The organism is Cohnella fermenti, from assembly GCF_004801405.1.
GTDB classification, from domain to species: domain Bacteria; phylum Bacillota; class Bacilli; order Paenibacillales; family Paenibacillaceae; genus Cohnella; species Cohnella fermenti.
This window is the reverse complement of sequence record NZ_SSOB01000021.1, coordinates 106,324-130,511: the sequence shown is the minus strand read 5'-3', so window position 1 is coordinate 130,511 and position 24,188 is coordinate 106,324. Positions and strand designations below refer to the sequence as shown.

Annotated in this window: 20 protein-coding genes; 13 read left to right on the top strand and 7 right to left on the bottom strand. The window is 61.5% G+C overall.

All coding sequences use genetic code 11. From position 1 onward, the window contains the following. The first annotated feature begins 73 nt into the window (after positions 1-73). The 3 genes from E6C55_RS17420 to E6C55_RS17410 all read left to right on the top strand — a co-directional run bounded on the left by E6C55_RS17420 (position 74) and on the right by E6C55_RS17410 (position 2,948). Positions 74-583, top strand: a complete 510-nt coding sequence (locus E6C55_RS17420; RefSeq protein ID WP_136371090.1) for a hypothetical protein — start codon at positions 74-76, stop codon at positions 581-583. Positions 584-726: 143 nt separating this feature from the next. Then, positions 727-1,983, top strand: a complete 1,257-nt coding sequence (locus tag E6C55_RS17415; protein ID WP_136371089.1) for a dicarboxylate/amino acid:cation symporter — start codon at positions 727-729, stop codon at positions 1,981-1,983. After that, positions 1,980-2,948: an ABC transporter substrate-binding protein gene (locus E6C55_RS17410; RefSeq protein ID WP_136371088.1), complete on the top strand. Its 969-nt coding sequence runs from the start codon at positions 1,980-1,982 to the stop codon at positions 2,946-2,948. Before E6C55_RS17415 ends, E6C55_RS17410 begins: the two co-directional genes overlap by 4 nt. Here the strand turns inward: E6C55_RS17410 and E6C55_RS17405 are convergent. From E6C55_RS17405 to E6C55_RS17385, 5 genes are all read right to left on the bottom strand, one after another. Next, on the bottom strand, positions 2,933-4,360 hold the full coding sequence (locus E6C55_RS17405; protein WP_136371087.1) for a HAMP domain-containing sensor histidine kinase: 1,428 nt from the start codon (positions 4,358-4,360) through the stop codon (positions 2,933-2,935). The genes E6C55_RS17410 and E6C55_RS17405 overlap by 16 nt on opposite strands. A 61-nt stretch (positions 4,361-4,421) precedes the next feature. Continuing rightward, positions 4,422-5,852, bottom strand: a complete 1,431-nt coding sequence (locus E6C55_RS17400) for a HAMP domain-containing sensor histidine kinase (protein WP_136371086.1) — start codon at positions 5,850-5,852, stop codon at positions 4,422-4,424. Between the two features lie 54 nt (positions 5,853-5,906). Then, positions 5,907-7,586, bottom strand: coding sequence for an MFS transporter (locus tag E6C55_RS17395; protein WP_136371085.1), 1,680 nt, complete (start codon positions 7,584-7,586; stop codon positions 5,907-5,909). A 4-nt stretch (positions 7,587-7,590) separates the two neighbouring features. Next, positions 7,591-8,295 (bottom strand): response regulator transcription factor, encoded by a 705-nt coding sequence (locus E6C55_RS17390; RefSeq protein WP_136371084.1) that lies wholly within the window; start codon positions 8,293-8,295, stop codon positions 7,591-7,593. A 237-nt stretch (positions 8,296-8,532) separates the two neighbouring features. Beyond that, a complete protein-coding gene (locus E6C55_RS17385; protein ID WP_136371083.1) occupies positions 8,533-8,715 on the bottom strand; it encodes a hypothetical protein in 183 nt (60 codons plus the stop codon). Between the two features lie 208 nt (positions 8,716-8,923). Between E6C55_RS17385 and E6C55_RS17380 the strand changes: the two genes are divergently transcribed. Beyond that, on the top strand, positions 8,924-9,343 hold the full coding sequence (locus E6C55_RS17380) for a hypothetical protein (protein ID WP_136371082.1): 420 nt from the start codon (positions 8,924-8,926) through the stop codon (positions 9,341-9,343). A 253-nt stretch (positions 9,344-9,596) separates the two neighbouring features. Here E6C55_RS17380 and E6C55_RS17375 read toward each other — a convergent pair whose 3' ends face one another. Both E6C55_RS17375 and E6C55_RS17370 read right to left on the bottom strand, forming a co-directional pair. Next, entirely contained in the window at positions 9,597-11,201 is a 1,605-nt protein-coding gene (locus E6C55_RS17375) for a response regulator (protein ID WP_136371081.1), read from the bottom strand. Further along, a complete protein-coding gene (locus E6C55_RS17370) occupies positions 11,179-13,035 on the bottom strand; it encodes a cache domain-containing sensor histidine kinase (protein ID WP_136371080.1) in 1,857 nt (618 codons plus the stop codon). Before E6C55_RS17370 ends, E6C55_RS17375 begins: the two co-directional genes overlap by 23 nt. Positions 13,036-13,216: 181 nt before the next feature. On the opposite strand from E6C55_RS17370, the gene E6C55_RS17365 reads away from it, so the two are divergent. From E6C55_RS17365 to E6C55_RS17325, 9 genes are all read left to right on the top strand, one after another. Continuing rightward, positions 13,217-14,563 (top strand): ABC transporter substrate-binding protein, encoded by a 1,347-nt coding sequence (locus E6C55_RS17365; protein WP_168735709.1) that lies wholly within the window; start codon positions 13,217-13,219, stop codon positions 14,561-14,563. Between the two features lie 74 nt (positions 14,564-14,637). Then, the gene (locus E6C55_RS17360; protein WP_136371078.1) at positions 14,638-15,534 is read left to right on the top strand and encodes a carbohydrate ABC transporter permease; all 897 of its coding nucleotides are present in this window, start codon (positions 14,638-14,640) and stop codon (positions 15,532-15,534) included. Next, a complete protein-coding gene (locus E6C55_RS17355) occupies positions 15,527-16,381 on the top strand; it encodes a carbohydrate ABC transporter permease (RefSeq protein WP_136371077.1) in 855 nt (284 codons plus the stop codon). Before E6C55_RS17360 ends, E6C55_RS17355 begins: the two co-directional genes overlap by 8 nt. A 55-nt stretch (positions 16,382-16,436) precedes the next feature. Then, on the top strand, positions 16,437-18,965 hold the full coding sequence (locus tag E6C55_RS17350; RefSeq protein WP_136371076.1) for a DUF4082 domain-containing protein: 2,529 nt from the start codon (positions 16,437-16,439) through the stop codon (positions 18,963-18,965). Positions 18,966-18,979: 14 nt separating this feature from the next. Continuing rightward, entirely contained in the window at positions 18,980-19,648 is a 669-nt protein-coding gene (locus E6C55_RS17345; RefSeq protein WP_136371075.1) for an RraA family protein, read from the top strand. Positions 19,649-19,667: 19 nt separating this feature from the next. Continuing rightward, on the top strand, positions 19,668-20,759 hold the full coding sequence (locus E6C55_RS17340; protein WP_136371074.1) for a zinc-dependent alcohol dehydrogenase: 1,092 nt from the start codon (positions 19,668-19,670) through the stop codon (positions 20,757-20,759). After that, positions 20,756-21,517, top strand: a complete 762-nt coding sequence (locus E6C55_RS17335; RefSeq protein WP_136371073.1) for a PIG-L deacetylase family protein — start codon at positions 20,756-20,758, stop codon at positions 21,515-21,517. Before E6C55_RS17340 ends, E6C55_RS17335 begins: the two co-directional genes overlap by 4 nt. Further along, positions 21,514-22,671: a mandelate racemase/muconate lactonizing enzyme family protein gene (locus E6C55_RS17330; protein ID WP_136371072.1), complete on the top strand. Its 1,158-nt coding sequence runs from the start codon at positions 21,514-21,516 to the stop codon at positions 22,669-22,671. The genes E6C55_RS17335 and E6C55_RS17330 overlap by 4 nt, the downstream gene beginning before the upstream one ends. Then, entirely contained in the window at positions 22,668-23,585 is a 918-nt protein-coding gene (locus E6C55_RS17325) for an amidohydrolase family protein (protein WP_136371071.1), read from the top strand. Before E6C55_RS17330 ends, E6C55_RS17325 begins: the two co-directional genes overlap by 4 nt. The last annotated feature ends 603 nt before the right edge of the window (positions 23,586-24,188 follow it).

Genomic DNA, 24,188 nt, shown 5'->3' with positions numbered 1-24,188 from the left:
ATTTTGTTGACATCATTGTCGAGTACACTCAAGTTGTGGAAGAGATTGAGGCAAGCGGCAAGGAGGGCAAGCGATGAGCCGGACACAGCATGCGTCAGAGGAGGACATCCGGCGAATGGCGGATGCGGCGAACCGGGATGCGGCGTTCCGGGAACGGATGCTCCGGGATATCCGGGACATTCGGGACATCCGGCCGATCGCGGAGGACGGATCGGATCCGGAAGCTCCGCTGGACCTGATGGTCTATGTAGTCGACGGGACAAGCTGTCAGTTGTCTCTCGCTCCTCCCGAGACGAATCCCTCGGAGACGATTGCCCAGGCCGAACGGTCATTCTCCCGGTTCATACAACGGGAATTGATAAATAAAACACAACTGGAGGTATTCTCAATGAGCGACAACAAACAAGGTCAATTGTCCGAGAACGAACTGGAATCGGTGGCAGGCGGCGGGCTTCTGAAGAGCATCGGCAAGGCGGTCAAGAAGACTGCGAACGACGTGGCCGACAAGGCGAAGAGCGGCGCGAACGGCGCTGCTGACGCGGTGACGGGCACGGCCGAGAAGGCCGGCGACGCAATCTATTAATCGTCTGTTTTACCGCCCGCTCGCGGCGGAGAGGAAGAACCCCGGATGGATCGGGGTTCTTTCCTTGCGGCTGGCGTGGCTATATCCTGCTGCAGTCGGATTTACGCCCATTATCCATTCGCGAAGTGCAGGTGCAACGTTCAATGAGATGGCTGAAGTCGGTGTGGACGATATTGGGGTGTATTGCCGCGGGGATATGGCTTGGGTTGTACGAGCCGGAGTTGTCCCTGAAGCTGGTGCCTTACGGCAATTTATATTTGTCATTCTTGAAAATGTGCGTAATTCCGATCATGGTCACCGCGATCGTATCGAGTGTGGGGCGGCTGTTTATGTCGAACGGTTCCACCTCCCTGCTAGTGAGAATGATACTGGTGTTTATAAGCAGCATGTTTATGGTCAGCGCCCTGGGAATTGCGGTCGGCCTGTTGGCCAAGCCGGGGGCGTCCATCTCTGCGGGCAACAAGGCGGTGCTCGGCACGATCTTGCTGGACAACGAGACCGGAGGCTACTCCGGCGTTGGCGCCGGCGACACGGACAGCGGCAGCAACGGGCTGATGGATTTTATTTTTAATCTGATCCCCGAGAATATATTTATTGCCTTGGGTCAAGGCAACAGCTTGCAGATTTTGTTCTTCTCCGTGGTGATGGGGTCGGCCTTGGGATTTCTCTCGGCTCGCTCCGGCGACCATCAATTCTTATCGATCGTCGATCTGTTGTTCAAGATGTTCCAGAAGGTGATCTCCTGGTCGATGTACATCCTGCCGTTCGGCCTTCTGTTCATTATAGCGGGACAGATTGCCGGAACGGGTGTCGAGCTTATGCTGGCGATGTTCAAGTTCACCGGGCTGATCCATGTCGTCGCATTGGCGATGATGGCGGCGAGCGGAATTCTCATCTCCGTCAAGTCGAAGCTGTCCTTCTCGGAATCGCTCAGAGGGCTGAAGGAATCGCTGACGATCGCGTTCGGAACGCAGAACAGCATCGCCACCATGCCTTCGGTGCTCGATGCGCTGCGCAACCGGTTTAAGCTCGATACCGATTCCGTCAATCTGGTTGTGCCGCTCGGCATCGTGATCTGCCGGTACAGCATGGTGATGATTTACTCCTTGGGCCTCATATTTATCGCGCAATTGTACGAAGTGCATCTCGGGCTCCAGGAGCTGATCGTGATTTGGGTCGGCTCGGTATTGACGGCGATTGCCGGGGCCGGCACGCCGGGCATTGTAGCGATCTCGATGATCTCGCTCGTGGCGATTCCGCTGCAATTGCCTTACAGCACCGGGGTCATCTTGCTGATGGCCGTCAATTCCTTGATCAACCCGATCGTCACCGTATCCAATATTCATATCAACAGTGCGGCCGCTATGCTTATCGTCGAGAAGGAAGGAGCCGGAACATGAGGAAAATCGCTGCAGCGATGTCGGTATTCGTCCTCTTGTGGGTATTGGCATCGTGCGGGATACCGGAACGTCCGGCTGCCGGGAACGATGCCGCGGCATCGCTTCCCCCCTCGGCTTCGGCTGAGGAAGCAATCGAGGCCCCTGCCGATGCGCCGAAGAAGGTGGCGGTGGCTCCGGAGGAGCTGGCCCAATACGCCCCGGAGATGAGGCAGATCTACGATCGCGGCGTCTTGCGCGTGGCTGTCTATTCTCAGGATCGCGAACCGTTCTTCTACACGAACGAGGATGGGGTGCTGACGGGCAGCGATGTGGAGCTGGCGACCGATCTGGCGGCGCAATTCGGCGTAGGCGTCGAATTCGTCCGCACCGCGCAGTCGTTCGACCAGGTTGTCGATCAAGTCGCCTCCGGCGAAGCGGACATTGCCGTCTCCAAGCTGAGCGCCACATTATCCCGCGCGAAGAAGACGCTGTTCTCGCAGCCGTATCTGACGCTTCGGCAAGGGCTGCTGGTCAATCGGCTGAAGGCCGCCCGGCTGGGGAAGACCGACGGCTCCCTGTTGGACACGATCCGCCAGGGCCGGACGCCGATTCAGATCGGCGCGGTGGCGGGAACCTCCTATGTGCGGTTCGCGGGCGAGCTGTTCCCCCATGCCGAGCTGAAGACGTTCCAGACCGCGCAGGACATGCTGGAGGCGGTATTGAAGGGCGACGTTACGGCGATATTCTATGATGAATTGCAACTGAAGAGCATGGTCGAGAGCAATCCGACCCATTCGATCGAGCTTCAGCTCATCATCATGAACGATCAGATCGACCCGATCTCGGTGGCCGTATCGCCCGATCATGTGCAACTGCTGAATTGGGTCAATCTTTACCTGCAGACCAACGAATCGAAGGTGTCCGAGCTGCTGGGCAAATACGGCATCCCGAGGAACGCCGCCGCGCTCGCTCAGGATGCCGGATGATTGGCGGGAAGCGTCAGGGTGAACGTCGTCTGCCCGGGCGTGCCGTCCGACAGGACGAGATCCCCGCCCAGCGCCCGGGCGATCAAGCGGCCGGACGGCAAGCCGATGCCCAGTCCCCGGCGGTCGGTCGTGTTGTTCTTGCCGCGATAGAACGGCTCGAACACGGCGTCCAGTTCCTCCGGAGCGATGCCGCTGCCGCCGTCCTGGACTTGAATGCGGATGGCCTGGGATTCGCAGCGGAGCAGCACTTTGACCGTGCCGCTTCCCCGCATGGCGTCTCGAGCATTGTTCAGCAAGTTGACCAGCACTTGTTCCAGACGTACAGGGTCGGTCCAGATCCGCCAATTGTTCCGATCGGGCGATACATGCAGATCTACCCTCAGCTTGAGATTAGGCTGATCGGCTCTCCATCCATCGATCGTGTCCGCCAGCCATTCCTTCAGCTCGCAGCTTGTCTGGGCGACGGGGATGCTGCTTGTGGCGAAGCGGTTGAACTCAAGCAAATCCTCGATCATACGATGCAGCCGTTTGCTCTCCTCGAACGAAGCCTCCAGGTACGCCTGCGCCTCCTCTGCGCCAACCTCGCGATTCCTCACCGCTTGAATCATGTGATGAATGGAGACGACCGGCGTCCTCAGCTCCTTCGTTATGCCCGTCAGCAACTGCGAGCGCAGCGATTCCAGACGGGCCATCCGGCGAGCCATCTCGTTAAAGGAATGCGTCAGTTCGTAAATCTCGGCTTCCCGGTATTGCTTGTCGATGCTGACGTCGTAGCTGCCGGCCACGACCTGCTGGGCTGCCGCAGCCACCTCCCGAAGCGGCTTGACGAGCCTCTGCGTCATCATGTAGACGACGGCCCAGCCAAGCAGCAGGAACATGCTTAACAATATAAATCTGGTGGAGCTGGTAAACAGCTTCTTGAGCTGAGTCTGCTTCCGCTCGAGATACACGACATAACCGGTCGACATCGGCTCGACGGCTGCCCGATAAGACAGCCCGTTCGCCTTCGGCTTGAAGTCCAGGACATGGGCCGAGCCTGTCATAATCTCCGCCAGCCGCTCTTTGAACTCCATTATCCCGTCCGGGGGATCGGATGGATGCTGCTGGCGAATGCCGCCGTCGCGGTCGAGAATAAACAGAATCGGTCTGCCGGTCAGCTCGTGCCGCTTGACCATAGCTTCCAACATATTCTGCAGAGGAGGGTTCTCCGGCAGAATGCCGCCGTTGTCCTCAGCCGCAGCCGCGATGTCGCGCGCCATGGCCGCCAAGCTGCGGATTTGTTTGTTATCTGCGGAATACGAGACGATATATAGCGAAGCGATCAACATCACGGCGATGCTGACGGAGATCATCAGGAAGTAGCGGATAGACCAGTATTGCAGCAAATTCGGGTGACGCGCAGGAATGGACACGGTGTGGGTACCCCAATCTCCATAGAGTGATCGCAAGCGTAATCGAATCCGGCGGCGCTTCTCAAGAGGAAGGAACCGTAAGCGTAAACGTCGTACTTCCAGGGGAACTGTCGGACAGAACGAGATCCCCGCCCAGCGACCGGGCAATCATTCGGCTGAAGGTCAAGCCGATCCCGAGCCCCCGGACACGCGTCTTCTTGTTGTTGCCGCGATAGAACGGCTCGAAGATCTCCGCCTGCTCGGCTGCGGGAATTCCCTTCCCCGTATCGTGGATTCGGATATGGAAGGCATCGGGGGCGGCGGCGAGACGAATCGACACCGTTCCGGCAGGAGCCGAGGCGTCCCGGGCATTGTTCAGCAGGTTGATCATAATTTGTTCGATCCGGCCGGGATCGGTTCGCACGCTCCAGCCTTCCTCCCGCTCGGGGAGCTCAAGGATTACCTCCAGCTCGGAGCGGCCCTGACCCATCCGCCATCGCTCCACGATCCCCGCAAGGACCCGGTTCAGCTCGCACCGGTCGTTCACCGCCGCAATCGTGCTGTCCGCGAAGCTGTTGAAGTCCAGCAGATCCTCTATCATTTTCTGCAAGCGTACACTTTCCTTAAGGCAGACTTCCAGGAACATATCCGCTTCGTCCCCGGACACGACCTGCCCCTTCACGGCCTGAATCAAGCCGCTGATGGAAGTGACCGGCGTCTTCAACTCGTGCGTGACGCCGGCCAGCAGTTGGGAGCGCAGGCTCTCCAGCCGGTTGAGCTTGTCCGCCAGCTCCTGGAACGACTCCATCAACTCAACCATCTCTTGTTCTCGATACTCCCGTGCGAATTGAAGGGAATAATTGCCCGTGATCATCTGGTTCGCGGCGTCCGCCGCTTGCCGAATCGGCTGCACCACGCGGCGCGTCATTACATAGATGGCAGCCCAGCCGGCCAATACGAATGCGAACAGCAGGAAGATCAACACTTTGAATTCCAGTATTCCCTGCACAATGTCGACCCGCGGCGTTAAATACAGGACATACCCGATTGTCCGGGACGATTCGGACACGGGATACGTGGCCGCCTGATATACCGTGCCGTCGAGAGCCGAACGAATCGTAAACAGTCGAGGCTCGTCGTTCAGGACGTCCTGCAGATCGTAGCGAAGATACTCCATCTCCGGGGGAGGTACAGGAGGGAACTGCGAGATCACTTGGCCCTGCGGGTCGAAGATGAGGACGATCGGCCTGATATCCAGGTTGTATTGGTTCACCCGCTCGCTCAGCCAGCGTCCCGCTGACGGATTGCCCGGAATCCGTCCCCCGTTGGCGGCCGCCGCCGTCGCAACATCGCGCACGAGACCGGTTGCTCCTTGCTTCTGCCGGGCGACGGCATCCACCTGAAGATAACCGAGCACAGAGCCCCCGACGACCGCCATGCCGGCCAGCAGGAGCAGGAAGTAACGAACCGACCAGTAACGGAGGAGACTTCTCCGGCGAATCGTATCGGACACGGTGCAGATCCCCCCATCATCGGTTCGCGTTCGTCTCCTATCCTGTCATCCTTGTTATTCGACAGAATAGGTGGAATTCCCTGTGTGCGGCAACCGTTCCTTCCGTTCGCGCAGGAATGGCAGCGAGATGCTGAACAGGCCGGACAGAATCAGGCCGACGGTGAAGGCTCTGGCCATCGCCTTGACCGTATAGTCCTTGACGGATGTCTTCAGGTCCTGCTCAAGGCGCTGAAGCTTGGCCGTCGTCTCGGCCAACAGGCCGCTGTCGTCAAGCTGCTGCCGTTCCGCTTCGGACAGCTCCAGGCTCCAAGCCGTGCCTTGCTCCTGTTCCGTGCCGCTGCCGCTCAGGAGGCTGCCTTGGCGCTCGTTCAGCCATTGAATTGCCTTCGTCTCGACAGGGGCGGGAAGCTCGGCCTGCCGAACGGAAGCAATCGCCTCTTCTGCCGCCGATGCCGCATAGCCGTTCGCGGAATTCAGCATGATCGATACGAACAGGGCAACGCCGACCGCTCCGCCCATGTTGCGCGCCGTGGCATAAACCGCCGATCCCAGCGAGACTTGCGGTTCCGGAACGGAAGCGGTGCCGATCGTCACGCTGGTCACCATCAGAATGCCGATGCCGGTGCCGGCAATGGCCATCACCCCGATCAGATAGCCGTTGCTCAGATCGGCTTGCAGCCCGGACAGCAGGAGGAAGCCCGCAACGGCGAAGCCGAAGCCGATCAGCATCGGGATATAATAGCGCACCTTGTCGATCAGCCGACCGACCAGCGGGGCAACGATCAGCATGACCGCGGACAGGGGAGTAATCATCAAGGAAGACGTCAGGACGCTAAATTCCTTCACATTGGTAAAGTAGAGCGGAAGCACGATCAGCGTCCCCATCATCAGGACGCCGCTCAGGAAGTTCGCTGCCATGCCGGCCAGATAAACCCGGCTGCGCAGCATGCTCAGTTCGATCAGCGGCTCCCTGGTTCTGCTCTCGATGTACAGGAACAGAAGCGCGCTGACCAGGCTGATCGCGAACGAACCGACAATGCGGGGCGCCCCCCAGCCGGCCTCCTGACCTTGCAGGATCGCATAGGTCAAGCCGAACAGACTGATGCCGAGCGTAACTACCCCGAGCACATCAAGGCGGAACGGAGCGCGCCGATCGCGGTGATTCGAGAAGGCCAAGGTGGTCATCGGAAGGGAGACGGCCACGATCGGCAGATTGACGAAGAAGATCCATTCCCAGTTCCAATACTCGGTAACAATGCCGCCCAGGCTGGGGCCGATGGCAATGGCCAGCGCGCCGACGCCTCCCCATATGCCCATGGCCGCGCCGACTTGCCGAGGCGGCACCGCCGCTCGCACAAGCACCAGGCTGGCCGGCACGACCGCTGCCGCGCCGATTCCCTGCAGCACGCGGGAAGCGATCAGGCTGGCCGCGTTCGGCGCGAAGCCGCAGAGCAGCGAAGCGGCTGTAAACAGCAGCAGCCCTGTCATATAGGTGCGGTAGCTTCCGAAGATGTCGGCGAGCTTCCCGAGCGCTACAAGCAAGACGGCCACGGTAATTACAAACGCGTTGATGATCCACGAAGCCGTGCTCAGCCCGATCTGCAAATCCCGGGTCATGCTGGGCAAGGCAATATTGACGATGGTCGTGTCCAGGAATACAAGGAACAGCCCGATACTGACAGCAACGACTTGCTTAAACCCTCCATACAGATGATCCTGGCGGATCGCCGTCATGCAGTTAGCCTCCCGATACGTACATGGAATTGGTCTTGACGCGGAATTGATACCCGACCCGCCGGAACGTCACGATCTCCCCTTCATCCTCCGTGCAGCCGGCCAGCGCCTGACGGATTCGCTTGACGGCGAGGTCGACCGCTCTGTCGCTGCCCTCGTAATCGGCGCCCCAGACAAAGTGAATAAGCTGCTCGCGGTCGAACGTCAGGTTCGGATGGCTTGCCAGGAACAGAAGCAGGTCCAGGTCCCGCGGCGTCAGCGCCACCCGTCTTCCCTGAAGCCACACTTCCCGCGAGGAGTAGTCGATGGTCAGCCTGCCGATGGTGGTCGTGTTCTTGGTCACGACTTGAGGCAGCCGTCTCAGCACCGCCTGGACGCGGGCAACCACCTCGTCTCCGACAAACGGCTTGCCGATATAATCGTCGGCGCCGCCGCGGAGACCCTCCAACCGGCTGTCGATATCGTCGAGCGAGGTCAGCATAATAACCGGGCAGGCACTTTGTCGGCGAATCTGCCGCAGAATCGCCCAGCCGTCCACGTCGGGCAGCATAACGTCGAGCAGGACAAGCGACGGATTCGACGTGTCGAACAGCGTCAACGCTTGTCCGCCCTCATAGGCTTGCAGGGTCTCGTAGCCGGCCTTGGCCAGGAATGCCTTCAACACCATGGAGATCGATACATCGTCTTCGACAATCAGGATTTTCTTCACAGCCGGACTATCCTTTCTTATATGGTTTGCAGGGCGGACCGATCGTCATGTCCGCCGACATCGGCGTCTTTATTCGACTCGGGGTGCATTGAACTCGGGAACAAGGCGGGAGGGGGACGTTCGGGGCAACGCGGTCCGATGGGTTGGACGGCGGCGGGGACAACGCAGCCGAAGCTGCGGCGGAGACGCAGGATGAACCGGACGGAATCGGTTCGGCCCCCGCCGCCGCGTTCGAGCTTACTCCGATGGCTTAATATCGATCGGCAGTGTCGTGAAAGGCGGCTTCTCGCTCGTGCCGCTGCCCTTGTCGATTTTGCCGTTCAAACCGATCGAACCGAGAAGGCTGCCTCCCGCTACTTGGTTCAACTCGGACTCGGACAACCGGTTCTGGGCGCCATTGTTCTCGTTCTCCGAACTCATTCTCCCAACCTCCTAACCTCAAAATATCGCAACGTTCGCACCTTGAATATACAGGATCAAGATGTCAGCTAAATGTCAACCGCCCCCGCAGGCCCGGCATTCTTCCAGTTCCCCCCCCATGCTGTGCTACAATAATCAGGAATCGACCGGATGCTGTGCAAAATGACGGAATTCGAACGGAACAGGCTCTTAGGAGGAGGATGGGACGATGGCGACGAGACGCAAATTCGCGGTGCCGGCCGCTCGCAGCGGCCAATGGGCGATCTGGGGGGCGTGCGAGTTCGCGCTGTTCGCGGTGCTGCTGCTGGCGATTCGCTTCGGTGTTCTGGGGCAGGCATTCCGCTTCGTTCATGCGTTCCGCTTCGTGCTGCTCGCCGCCGCGCTCTCGCTGGTCGCGGCCTTGGCGGGGTGGCTTGGCGCAAGGCTGCTCTGGCTGGCATTCACGGCGGGGACGCTGGCGGGTCTGCTCGCCATGCTTGTCTACTCGCGGAAGGAGGCGGGCGGCTGGGAGGATCTGATCGGCATCCTCGCGTTCATGGAGCTGGCCGCCATCGGCTTCGCAGTCGGCCTTGTCGCCGAGCTGGCCGCATGGCTCCTGCGCCGCCGTCGCCGAGCGGGCGGGGGCTAGGGCCTAACCCAACATGCGTTGTTGCCTCCTCTCCCAGCACCCTATCCGCTCTGCCGGCATTATGGCTCTTCTCCCACTCGTTCAGGATAAGGCTGAGCCGGAGCGGAGAGCACTGAGCCGGGGAGGAGAGGTTCCTGATCCAAGGGGAGAAGAGGCATAATGCGCGGAAAGGGGAGGTTGTTCGCGCTAGATGTACTAATATGGGAATCGCCTGGCTGTCTGCGTTATACCAACCTGGCAGCATTGCCCGCGCCTAGCTTACGCTGGCGCGGTATTGGGAAGGCGTCATGCCGGTCACTTGCTTGAAGATGCGGCAGAAGTACTTCTCGTTGGAATAGCCGACCTTGGCGGCGATCTCGTAGGTCTTGTACGGGAAGTCGCGCATGCCTTCGCAGGCCCGCTCGATCCGGACGCGGTGAACGTAGTCGATGAAGCCCACGCCCATATGCTGCTTGAAGAGCAGGCAGAAGTAGTTGGCGTTCACGTAGAGATGGCTGGAGACGAGCTCGAGGCTCAGCTCCTTGTCGTAGTTGTCGTGGATGAAGCGCAGCGCCTGCTCGATCGTCTTGTGCCCGCTCTGCTTGGCGCTCAGCTTGTCGCGAAGGGAGATGGCGGCGTGCCGGACGACGCTCTTCATCTGCCCGAGCGTCTGCAGCTTCAGAATTCGGTCGATCGACGACATGCGCGGGCCGAAGATGCCGTCCGGGTCCGTTCTTGTCTCGATGCACAGCCGATACAAGGACATGAGCAGGGCGGTGCAGCACTTCGCCACGCGCTCCCGCGAGGCGGGGCCGGGCTGCAGCGATGCGAAGAAGGTGTCCAGGGCGGCTTCCACCGGAGCGGTTCGGCCGGAGCGGATCGCGGCGAGGAGCTGCTTCTCCGCTTCGGCGGGGTATTCCGGAAGCGGAGAGCGGGACAGGTCGGACGGCTTGAACGTCAGGACGGAGCCGCCGCCGGTCAGGAAGCGACCCTCGATCGCCTGGACGGCTTCCTCATAGGAGCGGCGCAGCCCCGCGATTCCCGAACAGGCGGTGCCGATGCCGATCGATACCGTGAAGCCGTGCAGCGCCTGAATGTCGTTCTTCAGCTCCGTCAGGGAACGAACGTGATCGATCTTGTCCCGGCCCGGCCCGAGCGCCGCCAGAACCGCCATGCCGTCGCGGTCGTCGATGACCGCAACGTTCGCCCGGCCGGCCGCAAGCGCTGCCGCGACCCCCTGACGAACGATCGGCCCGAGCTTCTCGTTGCCCGGCTCGAGCGGCGATTCCGCGCCGGACGGCCAGCCTTCGTCCATCCGCACGATCGCCGCGATCCACCGGCAATCGGCAGACGGGATGCCGCCCGTCCCCGGCCATTCGGGCAGCGGAGAGGCGGCGCCTGCTTCTCCGCGCAGCCAATCGGAGAGCCGCTTCTCCCGCAGCAGCGGGAGGCTCTCGTTCAGCTTCGCCTGCAGCGCCTGCCGGCGCTCCGACTCGAGGCGGTCGCTCTCGATCTCCAGCTTCAGCTTGAGCACGGTTCCGAGAATGTCCTCGGGCAGGCAGGGCTTCAGCAGGTAGTCCGACACCCCGCACGCCATCGCTTGCCGGGCGAAGGAGAAGTCGTCGTAGCCGCTCAGAATGATCGGCCTCGCGGCCAGCTTGCGTTCCCGCATCGTCCGCGCCACCTCCAGGCCGCTCATCTCCGGCATCCGGATGTCGAGCAGGACGATATCCGGACGGCGCTGATCGATCGCCTGGAGCGCTTGCCCGCCGTCCCCCGCCTCCCCGCATACTTCAATGCCGTTGGCCGGCCAATCGATCAGATTCCGGATTCCCCGGCGAATCTCTTCCTCGTCGTCAACGATGAGCAGCTTGATCATCGGAATTCCTCCCTTGGTCCGGAACCGTTCGCAGGGGCACTTCAAGCTCCACCTGGGTTCCCGAATTCACAATGCTCGAGAAGCTTAACCGATAGTCCTCTCCGTAGATAAGGCGAAGGCGTTCATTGACGTTGCGGACCGCATAGCCTCCGCTCCCGGACAATTCGTTGTCGTTGTCGGCAGATGAGGAGGGCGGCGAAGGCGGGGGCTCGAACAGCCGGCGAAGCGTCTCCTCGTCCATGCCGGCGCCGTCGTCGCTGACGACGAACCGGATTCGCGTTCCGAAGCGTCCGCCGATTCGGCCGCCGGATACCCGGATTCTCCCTCCGCACTTCTGGGGCTCCAATCCGTGTACAATGGCGTTTTCCACGAAGGGTTGCAGGATCAGCTTCGGAATCGCGCACGGCAGCAGATCGTCTTCGATCTCGACCTCGTACGCCAGCTTCTGCTTGAACCTCATCTGCTGGAGCAGCAGGTAGTGCTCGATCAGCTCCTTCTCCCTCGCGACCGTCGTCATCCCCTCCCCGCGATTCAGGCTCAATCGGAAGAACTTCGACAGCGAGAACACCATGCGGGCCAGCTCGCGGTCGCCGGACGCCTGCGACTTCCAGAAAATAATATCCAGCGTGTTGTACAGGAAGTGAGGGTTGATCTGCGCCTGCAGCGCGTTCAGCTCCGCCTCCCTCTCCCGAATCTGCAGCACGTACATGTTGTCGATCAGCTCCTTGATGTTCGCGACCATCTGGTTGTACCCCGACCCGAGCTGCCCGATCTCGTCGCCGCCGAGCACCTCGACCCGTTCCTCGAAGTTGCCCTCCTGGAACTTCTTCATCGACCCGAGCAGCCGCTTGATCGGCGCTGTCAGCAGCGAGGACAGAACGAGCATCAAGGGCAGGAGCAGCAGCAGCACGGCCAGCACGACGACAATCGTCAGCATCCGGATGCCGTTGACTTCCTTGGTCAGCGAAGCCATCGGAACCGCGTAATAGATCGTCCACCCCATCTCGTTGCTGCTTATGTAGTTGATAAGCAGCTCCCGGCCGCCGATCGTCTCCTGCAGGGAGCCTTCGCTTCTCCGCCCGGCTTCCTTGATATAGCGCGATGAAGAGTCGCCCTCAAGGTAGAACGCCGGACCGCCGCTGGAGAGAAGGCGTCCCTCCTCGTCCACGATCGCCACGCTGCTGTCGTTGCCTTGAAGATTGTCCGCGTACAGGTCCCGCAGATGCTTCTCGTTGATGGCCATGATCAGCAGCCCGATGTCATGGAAGTCCTCCAGGTCCCGCACCATCCGCCCCATCGCGAGCTTGGGGTACTTGTTGTTCTGGATCAGGTCCGCCTCGTCGGCGGGGAACCAGTACGGCTTGCCCTTCAACCGCAGGATATTCGCGTAGGCGGAGCTGCGGGCGAAGTCGCTGAATGAATAGATCCCGTTGCTTCCGTCGTTGCTCTTGTGATACGGAATCCGGCTGTCGTTCAGGTCGTACAGAATCATCAGGTTGATGTAGCTCTTCGTTGCGATCAGGCTGAGGGTGAACATCAGGGATTTATCCGCATACAGGGAGCCGTCCGGGTTCTTGAGGAACGATTGCACCAGATTGTGGAGCTCAAGCTGCATGGAGATATCGTCGATCTCGTGCTGCAGGAAGTCGATGTTGCTGTTGACTTGACGGACGGTCGCTTGATTGGCGATGCCGACCTTGTTGACGACGTTGTCGACGTTGATCTTGTAAGAGAAGTAGCCGAGGCTTCCAGAGATAAGAAGGATGGAGCTGTAAATCGACAGAATCAGCTTCGAGCGAATGCTCAGGTTGCGGACGTATGAGCGAACGGGCATGCCGGGAACTCACCGCCTGTCGGAGGTTATGTAACTAAATATAACATGTAACTCCGGGGATGGGGAGGCGTCTGTGGCGAAGTTGTGAAGATATGAGACGGTATATGAATTTTGTTGCCTTATTGGCCGTTCGGGGATGTGCTATATTCTCGGTAAGCCAAACCTACAAGGGGGAAAATGGATGGCAGCCAAGCGAAGCAAGACGATGGCCGTTGTCGCGATGTCGGGTCTTCTCGGTACGGTGCTGTACGGTTGCGGAGGCAATAACGGAGAGAACGGGAACGCGGCCGAATCGCCTTCGGGCAGCGCTCCCGCATCGGGCGCATCGGCGTCGCAGGAGCCGGCGAAGGAAGAGAAGGTTACGCTCACCGTGTCGCTCATGAGCTCGGACTGGATCGACGCCGCGCAGGAGATCATGGATCGCTTCACCGAGAAGTACCCGAACATCAAGGTGGACTTCTCCCAGGTGCCCAACGACACGAACGCGGAATACCTGCAGCCGAAGGCGGCGGCGAATTCGCTGCCGGACTTCATGACGATCGACGGCGGCACCTTCGGCGCCCAACTGGCCGACAACGGCCTCTTGGTCGACCTGTCGGATACGGCAGCCGCGAACAATACGATCGAAGGGCTTAAGCCCGTCTTCACCTCCAGCACGGGTAAGCTGTTCGGCATCGCGGGCGGCTTGTCGACGACGCTGATCTTCTACAACAAGCAGTTGTTCGAGAAGGCGGGCATCGCCGAGCTGCCGCAGAACTGGGAGCAGTTCCTCGCCGTGTGCGAGAAGCTGAAGGCCGCCGGCATTACGCCGCTGATCGTCGCGGGGGCCGACGGCACGGTGAACAACACGGTATGGAGCAACGGCTTCGCGACGAACGTCATCGGCAAGGACCCCGACGCCGTCAAGAAGATCGCGGAAGGCACGTTCAACTTCAACACGCCGGAATATGCGGATATCTACGGCAAGTTCAAAACGCTATTCGACAAGGACTATCTGATCAAGGGCGTGACGAGCCTGCAATACAGCCAGGCGAACGACGAATTCCTGCAAGGCAAGGCGGCGATGTCGTTCAGCGGCGTCTGGCTCGCCGGCACGATGCTCAGCAGCGACTTCGGAACCGGCGTGATGATGCCGCCGTGGAACGTCGAAGGTCAGGAGCGCGTCCCGGTCGTGGCGACGGAGACCGGCTTCGCGGTCGCTGAAGGCAAGCATAAGGACGCCGCGCTTAAGCTGCTCGACTTCATGATTAACGACGAAGGGTTCTACATCTACCAGAACAAGAAGGGCAATGTCCCGATGACGGTGAACCCGGACCCGGCGAAGGTGAAGATCGACCCGCTCGTGACGAGCTACATCGACGATCTGAAGTCCTACAGCAAGACGGGGCCGCTCTGGTTCGAGTTCCTGCCGTCCGAGGTTCAGGCGACGCTGGTGCAGACGTTCCAGCGGGTGCTGACCGGCGAATTGACGCCCGAGCAGGCTGCGGAGTTCACCCAGACGACGTATGAGCAAGCCATGAAGAAGTAGTGACCCATGCCGGAAGCAACTATGCCGGAAGCAACCGACTGCGACTTGAAGTCCTGACAGCGAGGTGAGGCCGCTTGACCCGTTGGTACGTCCGCCATCGAATGACGATTGCCGGAGCCGCCTTTGTTCTGCCCGCCCTAGCCGTGATCGCGCTCTTCTTCCTCTATCCGGCCATTCAATCATTCCGGCTGAGCGTGACCGATTGGAACGGCATCAGCCCCGACTACCGCTTCGTCGGTCTCGATAACTTCCGGGAAGTGATCGAGGCCCCCCAATTCAAGAGAATGCTCTCGAACACGCTGTTCCTTATTGTTCTGTACGTGCCGGTTCTCAACGCCATCGCGCTGCTGCTCGCCGTCGTCATCTACGACGTCGGGCGGCTCGCGAACTTCTACAAGGTCGTGCTCTACTTGCCGAACATTCTGTCGATGGTCGTTGTGGGCGTCATCTGGAAGGTCATCTACAACCCGGTGTTCGGCCCGCTCGCCTACTTGTTCGAGAAGCTGGGCAAGCCCGACTGGGTGCAGGACTGGATCGGCCAGACGGCCACGGTCATGCCGGCCTTAAGCCTCAGCATCGTCTGGTATGCGGTCGGCTTCTATCTGCTGATCTACCTCGGCGGCCTGAGCACGGTTCCGAAGGAGATCTACGAGTCCGCCGAGATGGACGGGGTCGGCTGGCGGCGCCAGCTGCTGAGCTTGACGCTGCCGATGATCGCCCAGTCCGTGACGATCAATGTCGTGCTCTCGATCATCGGCATTCTGACGATCTTCGATCTGCCGTTTATTCTGACCGGCGGCGGACCGGGCTTCGCATCCCAGACGATGGCGATCTCCGTCTACATCTACGCCTTCAAAAGCATGCAGCAAGGCCACGCGATGGCGCTCGCGGTTATTCTCACCGTCATCACGATGATCGTTGCGCTGGCGCTGCTGACCGCTCTGAGGAGGAAGGAGGTCACCGATGAATAGCCTTCGTACGGCGCGAACGTCCCGGCTGCGCAAGCCGAAGCGGCTCGCCAACGTCGTCATGCTGGCGATCACGCTGTTCTACCTTCTTCCGTTCTGGTACATCGCGAACAACGCGATCAAGAACGCCGACGAGATCTCCACCCACCCGTTCACGCTGACGCTAAAGTCCATCACTCTCGATAATCTTCGACGGGCTTATGCGATGCTGCATTTTCCCACGGCGTTCTTGAACAGCCTGATTCTGCTCGTGCTCTCGCTTGCGCTGCTGGTCTCCCTCGGGTCGCTGGCCGCCTACGGCATCGTCATTCCGAGAAGCCGCTTCATGAATCGGCTGTACACGCTCCTGGTCGCACTCATCTCGGTGCCGTTCCAGATCACGATTGTCCCGCTTGTCGGACTGCTGAAGCAGCTCGGGCTGATCAACAGCTTCCTCGGCGTTGCGTTCGTGTATGCCGCGATGTATCTGCCGTTCGTCATCTTCCTGTATGTCGGCTTCATGAGGACCATCCCCCGCGAGCTCGCGGAATCGTCCCAGATCGACGGCAGCGGGATGCTTCGCACGTACCTGCTCATCTACATGCCGCTGCTGAAGTCCATCACGGGCATTGTCATGATCGTCCGCGGCGTCAGCGTATGGAACGACCTGCTCGCTCCGCTTGTGGTGCTCTACCGCAATTCCATGTACACGCTGCCGATCCAGCTGTACGTGTTCAGCTCGTCCAAGATCGGCCAATGGGACCTGGTGTTCGGAGGAACGCTGCTCGTCTGCTTGCCGATCACGGTGTTCTTCCTGCTGATGCAGAGGTCGTTCGTCAAGGGCATTATGGCGGGCGGGATCAAGGGTTGACGGCCGGAATGAAGGAATAACGGTCACGATTATTGGAAAATAGGAGGGATCATTCATGAAGGTATTCGGGAGAACGGATGGGTGGAGGACGCTGCGGACGGTACTTCTAGCGCTGGTGCTGGCTGCGGCATGGTTCTCGTCGGTTCCGCGGATCGCGAGCGCGCTGGACGTCAGCGTTCTGAGCTACGGGGCCGTCGGGGACGGGACGACGAACGACCGGGCGGCGATTCAGGCGGCCATCGATGCCGTGAACGCGGCGGGCGGGGGGACGGTCAACCTGCCGGGGGGCTATACGTTCCTGACCGGCGATCTGACGCTGAAGAGCAACGTCGCGCTTAATCTGAATGCGAATTCCGTGCTGCTCGAGAGCCAGGACCCGGCGGATTACGCGCACACGCCGTCGCTCGGCCGGCTCATCTCGGGCACGATCCCGTGGAATGCGTGGGCGGATACGAACTATCCGCTGATCTTCGCGGGGCCGGGCACGACGAACGTGGCGATCGAAGGCTCGGGCACGATCCAGATGACGTACAACGGCGGCGATGCGGCCAGCATTATCATCCACGGGATCGGCTTCTATGAGGTCAGCGACTTCTCGATCTCGGGCATCACGATCGACGGCTCGACGATGTACAACATCGCCCTTCGCCAATCGACGGACGGCATTGTCACCGGCGTCACGACGGCGAATCCGCGAACGCTCAACAGCGACGGGGTCAGCCTGGCCAACTGCCAGAACATCCGCGTCACGGGCAACGACCTGACGACCGGCGACGACGGCATCTACGTGTGGGCCTCGTACGACGACCCGCGCGGCGGCACGTGGTGGTCGACGGCGAATCCGATTCCGACGAGGAACATCGAGGTCGACAACAACAACATCGACGTGCAATGCGCGGGCGGCTGCCACGGCTTCCTGTTCATCAACTGGACCGGCGGGGCGCCGGATCAGTCGCAGGTCAAGGTGTCGAACGTGTACGTGCACGACAACACGATTCAGGCGACGTACCCGATCGGCGCGCTGATCGACGACCCGTACACGCCGGGGCCGCGAACGCCGACCGACGCGATCACGTTCAAGGACAACATGCTGACCGCGGTCAACGGAGGCTCGGATCTCGAGCCGAGCTTCGCGAGCATGCCGAAGACGGACTTCTCCGGCGACGCGGCCTTCGCGGGCATCACCGGCTCGACGACGCTGCTGAATACGAACTTCGACAGCGCGAATACCGGCAATTCCGTCTACACAGGGGACTCCTTCTGGACAACGGTCGGCGACGCCGGGGCGGACAACGCATCGGTCGGGCAGCCGGGCGGCAACTACGGCTACATTCGGAACTTCGACCTCGGAACGGCCAGCGTATACCAGGGCGTCTACCTGACGCCGGGAACGTACACGTTCGCGGCATCGGTGCAGAGCAGCGGCGTCTCGAGCCGGTTGTTCGCGGCCCAGGCGTCGACCGGGACGGTCCTGCAGAGCCTGGCGTTCAACAATACGGGCTGGTCGGCCAAGTCGATCACGTTCACCGTCGCGACGGCGGGCACGTACCGGCTCGGCATCGACAGCAACGGAAGCACCGCTTCCGCCGCATGGGCGCGAATCGATTCCGCTTCGCTGACGACGGGAGGCGGAGGCTCAAGCGGCACGATCTTCACGAGCGAGACGCCGACCGGCTACGACAATGACGCGCAATACGAGCTCGGAACGAAGTTCTATTCCGTCGTGGACGGCTATGTGACGAAAGCAAGAATCTACACGAACGCGTCGGAGGGCGGCGATCACACGGTCCGAATCTGGGACGCGAGCGGCGCGACGGTCGTCGCAGGGCCGTATACGTGGTCGATCACAGCGGGCACGGCGGGCTGGAAGGAGTTCACACTGCCGACTCCGCTGGCGATCGGTGCGAACACCGACTACATCGTGGCCGTGTCGACGAGCACGGATCAATGGTACGCGGCTTCGGGCCATGGCTTCGACAATCCGATTGCGAACGGCAACCTCGTCACGTATACGGGCAGCGGGCTGTTCTCGACCACGCTCGGAGCAATGCCGTCTTCGTCCTACAACAACGGCAACTACTTCCGCGACATCGTGTTCGTGTCGGGGACGGAGAGCACGATCTACACGACGCAGACGCCGGCGCTGTATGACAACGATGCGCAATACGAGCTCGGGACGAAGTTCTACGCCACGGTGGACGGGACGATCGCGAAGGTTCGGATTTATACGAACGCTTCGGAGGGCGGCAGCCACACGGTCCGGATCTGGGACGCGAGCGGCGCGACGGTCGTCGCAGGGCCGTACACGTGGTCGATCACAGCGGGCACAGCGGGCTGGAAGGAATTCACGCTGCCTACGGCGCTGGCGATTACCGCGAACACCGATTACATCGTCTCGGTATCGACGAGCACGGACCAGTGGTATGCAGCGACGGGCCATGCGTTCGACAGCCCGATCGCGAATGGCAATCTGGTCACGTATGCGGGCAGCGGCGTATTCTCGACGACTCTCGGCGCGATGCCGACGTCGTCTTACAACAACAACGGCTACTTCCGGGACGTCGTATTCGTACCGGGGGCCTAAGGGGGAGCAAGAGGATGAACGGTTGGACGGATTCACAGCTCTTCGACCATATGCAACAGGTGCTGTACACGGCGGTGATCTGCGACAGTCTCGATCAGCTAGGTTATCGCCACCAAGCGATGAACGAGAGGATTCGGCCTTTGACGGCGGAGCGGGCCCGCATGGTCGGCCGCGCCAAAACGATTCTGGCCGCAGACGTGTACCACATTCCCGCGAACCCTTACGACAAGGAGATTGCGGCGATCGACAGCATCCGGCCGGACGAGGTCGTCGTCGCCGCGACGAACGAATCGAAGCGCAACGGCATGTGGGGAGAGCTGCTGTCGACAGCCTCGAAGATGCGGGGCGCCCGCGGCGCAATCGTCGACGGCCTCGTCCGGGATACGGAGAAGATTCTCGAGCTGGGCTTCCCGCTGCACTGCACGGGCTATAAGCCGGTCGATTCGCAGGGCCGCGGCCTGGTGATCGACTACGATTGCCCGGTAGAGGCGGGCGGCGTGCTCGTGCAGCCGGGAGACGTCATCTTCGCGGACCGGGACGGGGTGGCCGTCATCCCGCAGGCGCTGCTGGAGCAGGTGGTGGAGCTGGCCACCGCGAAGGCGACGGGCGAGAGCCATTCGCGCCGCGAGCTGCTCGAGGGCAAGCTGCTGCGCGAGGTGTACGAGAAGTACGGCGTTCTGTGAGGCGGGCAGGAGGGACGGCATGAGAGCAATCGTATGGAGGGAGAACGGCCGGTTGGAGCGGACGGACGTGTGGCCGGAGCCGGCTGTCGGCGAGCGGGAGGTGCTCGTGCGCGTTCGGGCGGCGGGCGTGTGCGCGACCGATCTGCATATGGTGTCCGGCCGGCTGCGGTTCGCTTCTCCGCCCTGGGTGCTCGGGCATGAGCTGGCGGGTACGGTGGAGCGGGTCGGCAGCGAAGTCGCGGGTTGGCGGGTCGGCGACCGGGTCGTCGTCGATCCCGTCGTCGGCTGCGGGCAGTGCCCGATGTGCCAGTCGGGCCGCAAGCATCACTGCCCGGCGGGCGGCGAGCTGGGCACGACGCTGCCGGGCGGCGGCTACGGCGAATTCGTCGTCGCGCGGCCCGGCAATCTGTACCGCCTGCCGGATACGCTCACGTATGCCGAAGGGGCGATGATGGAGCCGCTCAACTGCACGCTGGGAGCGATCGAGCGGGTGTGCGGGCTGGCGGGAAGCCGGGTCGCGGTGTTCGGGGCGGGACCGGCGGGGCTGCTGTTCGCTCAGCTTGCGCAGGCGTACGGCGCTTCAATGGTGACGGCGATCGATCGGCGCGAGGAGCCGCTGGCGCTGGCCCGTCGGCTCGGGGCGGACGAGATTGCCTTGGCGGCTGCGGCTGCGGGAACAGGGACGACAGGAGCAGAGACGATAGGAGCAGAGACGATAGGAGCAGGGACGACAGGGATGAAGGAGCTGTTCGCCGGGCGGCCGCCGTTCGAGGTGACGATCGAGGCGTCCGGCAGCGAGGCCGGCGTTCGGGCCTGCATCGAGCACGTGGCCCCGGGCGGGACGGTTGTGCTGTACGGGCTGCACGGGGCCGGGGTGCCGACGATCGATTCCGACCGCATCGTGGCCAAGGACCTGACCGTCGTGACGTGCACCTCGGCTCCGCTGCTCTGGGAGAAGGGCATTCGGCTCGTGGAAGCGGGCAAAGTGAACGTGCGGGACATCGTGTCGCTGCGCGTCCCGTTCGGGGAAGCGGAAGAGGTGCTGAACGGGCTCGTGAGCGGAACGAGGAGAACGATCAAAGCGATGCTGACGGAGGAGTTGACCTCATGAGAGTATTGGCCATCGGGGCGCATCCCGACGATATCGAGCTGCAGTGCGGCGGCACGCTGGCGTTGTATGCGAAGCAAGGAGACGAGGTGTACGCGGCGGTGGCGACGAACGGGGACATGGGCAACTACGATGTCGAGCCCGAGCGCCTCGCCGCGATCCGGGAGGCGGAATTCCGCGAAGCGTGCGCGGTCATGGGGGCGGCCCCGATCTGGATGGGCTACCCGGACGAGCGGCTCGTTCCGACGCTGGAGCATCGCCTGGCGTTCGTGGACGTCATCCGCCGCGTCGATCCGGACCTCGTCATTACGCACGGGCCGAACGATTACCACCCCGACCATCGGTACACCGGCCAGCTCGTCTGGGACGCGCTGCCGCTCGCCGGCGTCGCCAGCCTGAAGACGGCCGTGCCGGCGACCTCGCGGCAGGTGACGCTGTACTACATGGACAACACGGGAGGCGTCGGGTTCCAGCCGACGGAATTCGTCGACATTACGGACACGATCGAGAAGAAGAAGGAGGCTCTTGGCAGGCACTTGAGCCAGGTAAGGATTTTCCGCCAATTGATGGATGTGGATCTGCTCGACCTGGTCGAGACCGTCGGCAAGTTCCGCGGCTACCAGGCGGGCTGCCGCTACGCGGAGGGCTTCGTCAAGGTGGAGGCGTGGTACCGGGGCTTGTCCCGCAGGCTGCTTCCCGAAGGCGGGCGCGCGTCCCTATTCGAATACAAGGCGGCAGAGGACGGTGGAGGCGAGCCATGAAGATAACCGAGATCGAGATGAACGTGCTCGAGAGTCCTTACGATTACGGGGTCGCGGACGGCGACTCCGATTCGCGCGGGCCGAAGTATGCGTTCCTGCTGCGGGTGCGCACGGACGAGGGGATTGTCGGCATCGCCGACTGCGACTCCCACCCCCACATCATGAAGGCGTTCATCGAGGCGCCGAGCTACCTGAAGGCGTTCTCCGAAGGGCTGAAGCACGCCGTTATCGGGGAGAATCCGTTCGAATACGACAAAATCTGGTCGCGCATGTACCGCTCCTCCTACTATCAAGGAAGAAGGGGAGCGGCCCTCCATGCGATGAGCGCCGTCGATATCGCGATCTGGGATATTATCGGCAAGGCGTCGGGCCAGCCGGTGAGCGTCATGCTCGGAGCGCGTCGGCACGAGCGGATCAAGGCCTATGCCAGCACGCTGTTCCGGAACACGCCCGAAGCGATGAAGGAGGCGGTGCGCAAGTACCGGGCGCTCGGCTTCCGGGCGATGAAGTTCGGCTGGGGCGTCGTGGCGGAGGACCCTCGCCGGGTCGTCGCCCTTGTCGCCGCTGCGCGCGAGGAAGCCGGGGACGAGATGGACATTATGGTGGACGGCATGTGGACGCCGGACGTGAAGCTGGCCATTCGGCTCACCCGGGAGCTGGGGCAGCTCGGCGTATTCTTCGTGGAGGAGCCGCTTCACGCGGACAATCTGGAAGGCTACCGCAAGCTGGCCGGTGCGGTTGACGTGCGGATTGCGTGCGGCGAACAATTGGCCGGGCTTTACGAGTACGAGCAATTGCTTCGGGAAGGCGATGTCGACGTCATTCAGCCGGACCTCTCGCGGGCCGGGGGGCTGACGGAAGCGCGCAAGCTGGTGACAAGGGTCGAGCTGGCCGGCAAGCTGCTCATTCCGCACGCATGGACCTCGGATGTGCTGACGGCCGCCTCTCTGCATCTGAACTCTTATCAGCAACACCCTGTTTTCCAAGAGTTCTGTACGAACGATACGCCCTTAAGCCGGGATCTGGTCGTGAATCCGCTGCGGCTGGAGCCGGACGGGCACCTCCAGGTGCCGTCGTCGCCGGGGCTTGGCGTCGAGCTGAACGAGGAAGTCGTGCAGCGTTACACGATCGATAAATTGGCGGTGAGGGCATGAGCGGCAGCGGGAATGGCAATGGGCTTGAGAGCGGCGGCGAGCGGCGGTGCCGGAGCTTCGACGGCCATACGCATCTGTTCGGCCCCGGCCACGTCGGCGGGTCGTTCCTGGCGGACGCGCGGCGGGCATGGGGGGCGGACTACAAGCTCGAGGTCACCCCGGAGCGGCATTGGGAGCAATACCGTCATGGGGGCGGCGCCATTGTGCTGGCGTTTAACTGCCCGGGCACGGGAGTTGTCGTTCCCAACGAGTACGTGGCGGACTACGTCCGGCAGCATCCCGGCTTCCTGTACGGCTTCGCCAGCGTCGATCCGCGCGATCCGGACGCCCCGGCGCAATTGGAGTTCGCGGTGAAGGAGCTGGGTCTGGTCGGCCTCAAGCTGGCCCCGATCTATCAGAAGTTCTACCCCGATCGCCCGGAATACTTCCCTCTGTATGCGAAGGCTGCCGAGTTGAAAATCCCGATTCTGTGGCACCAAGGCACTTCGTTCGTCTCCGAGGGCTTCCTGGACGCTTCCCGGCCGGCGATGCTCGACCCGATCGCCCGGGCGTTCCCCGAGCTGAAGATGGTTATCGCCCATCTCGGCCATCCTTGGCACGGGGAATGCGTGTCCGTCATTCGCAAGAACCCCAATGTGTATGCGGACATGTCGGCGCTGAGCCCCCGGCCTTGGCAGTTCTACAACGCAATGATGAACGTGACGGAATATCGGGTCGCCCACAAAGTATTGTTCGGCTCGGACTATCCGTTCTTCACGGCCGAAGAGACGGAGGCGGCCTTCCGGAACGTGAACGCCATCGTGGACGGAACGAAGCTGCCCCGCGTGCCGGAGGAAGATATCGAGGCGATCCTCGCCCGCGATACAGTGGGGATTCTCGGGCTGGCGGAGCGGCGGGAAAATCTCCGAGCATGATTTTCTAGAATGAGCATTGAAGATTGCCCTGCACTAGTCCGTTTCTGAACACTTATGCCTCTTCTCCCCTTGGATCAGGAACCTCTGCTTGCCGATCATGCCCTTTGGTCTTAGGTCAGCTTGTTTCACCGTGCACATCCTTATCCTGAACGAAAGGGAGAGGAGACCTAATGCCGCTAGAGGGAATAGAGCGCATGGGGAGAGGAGAGAGAGGCCGGACGGGACGGGATCGGATTGGATGGGGTGGCAAGCGGAACGAACGGTCGATAAGCGGGTTTTCCGTTCATCGGGCCCTTCAACCGGCTCTTCAGAGTGTCGTTGTACGCATCTCCGCTACCTCTGCCCACCCAGCCTCCCCCGCCCAACTTCTCACTGCTGTAGGTTTCATAACAACGGACCACCACATACGAGAGTGGCAACTGTCCTTGTTGTCTTAGAGGTTTGTCGCAAAGTCTGAACTCTTGTAACGGATCGATTGCGGAATCGGCAGGCCCATGAGGAAGCTCATGGGTCTGTTCGACGCGGGGACCGATAGGGAATCGCGCCTGCTTTCCCCGCCGGCCAGACGGAGCGAATAAGCAAAATACAGCATGATATGATGTA

Excerpts from the sequence above, each read along its gene's own strand:
- E6C55_RS17385 (WP_136371083.1), bottom strand. The coding sequence starts at position 8,715 with ATGAGTTCGGAGAACGAGAACAATGGCGCCCAGAACCGGTTGTCCGAG.
- E6C55_RS17365 (WP_168735709.1), top strand. The coding sequence starts at position 13,217 with ATGGCAGCCAAGCGAAGCAAGACGATGGCCGTTGTCGCGATGTCGGGT.
- E6C55_RS17355 (WP_136371077.1), top strand. The coding sequence starts at position 15,527 with ATGAATAGCCTTCGTACGGCGCGAACGTCCCGGCTGCGCAAGCCGAAG.
- E6C55_RS17415 (WP_136371089.1), top strand. The coding sequence starts at position 727 with ATGAGATGGCTGAAGTCGGTGTGGACGATATTGGGGTGTATTGCCGCG.
- E6C55_RS17325 (WP_136371071.1), top strand. The coding sequence starts at position 22,668 with ATGAGCGGCAGCGGGAATGGCAATGGGCTTGAGAGCGGCGGCGAGCGG.
- E6C55_RS17410 (WP_136371088.1), top strand. The coding sequence starts at position 1,980 with ATGAGGAAAATCGCTGCAGCGATGTCGGTATTCGTCCTCTTGTGGGTA.
- E6C55_RS17345 (WP_136371075.1), top strand. The coding sequence starts at position 18,980 with ATGAACGGTTGGACGGATTCACAGCTCTTCGACCATATGCAACAGGTG.
- E6C55_RS17395 (WP_136371085.1), bottom strand. The coding sequence starts at position 7,586 with ATGACGGCGATCCGCCAGGATCATCTGTATGGAGGGTTTAAGCAAGTC.
- E6C55_RS17375 (WP_136371081.1), bottom strand. The coding sequence starts at position 11,201 with ATGATCAAGCTGCTCATCGTTGACGACGAGGAAGAGATTCGCCGGGGA.
- E6C55_RS17370 (WP_136371080.1), bottom strand. The coding sequence starts at position 13,035 with ATGCCCGTTCGCTCATACGTCCGCAACCTGAGCATTCGCTCGAAGCTG.
- E6C55_RS17330 (WP_136371072.1), top strand. The coding sequence starts at position 21,514 with ATGAAGATAACCGAGATCGAGATGAACGTGCTCGAGAGTCCTTACGAT.
- E6C55_RS17340 (WP_136371074.1), top strand. The coding sequence starts at position 19,668 with ATGAGAGCAATCGTATGGAGGGAGAACGGCCGGTTGGAGCGGACGGAC.
- E6C55_RS17350 (WP_136371076.1), top strand. The coding sequence starts at position 16,437 with ATGAAGGTATTCGGGAGAACGGATGGGTGGAGGACGCTGCGGACGGTA.
- E6C55_RS17420 (WP_136371090.1), top strand. The coding sequence starts at position 74 with ATGAGCCGGACACAGCATGCGTCAGAGGAGGACATCCGGCGAATGGCG.
- E6C55_RS17335 (WP_136371073.1), top strand. The coding sequence starts at position 20,756 with ATGAGAGTATTGGCCATCGGGGCGCATCCCGACGATATCGAGCTGCAG.
- E6C55_RS17380 (WP_136371082.1), top strand. The coding sequence starts at position 8,924 with ATGGCGACGAGACGCAAATTCGCGGTGCCGGCCGCTCGCAGCGGCCAA.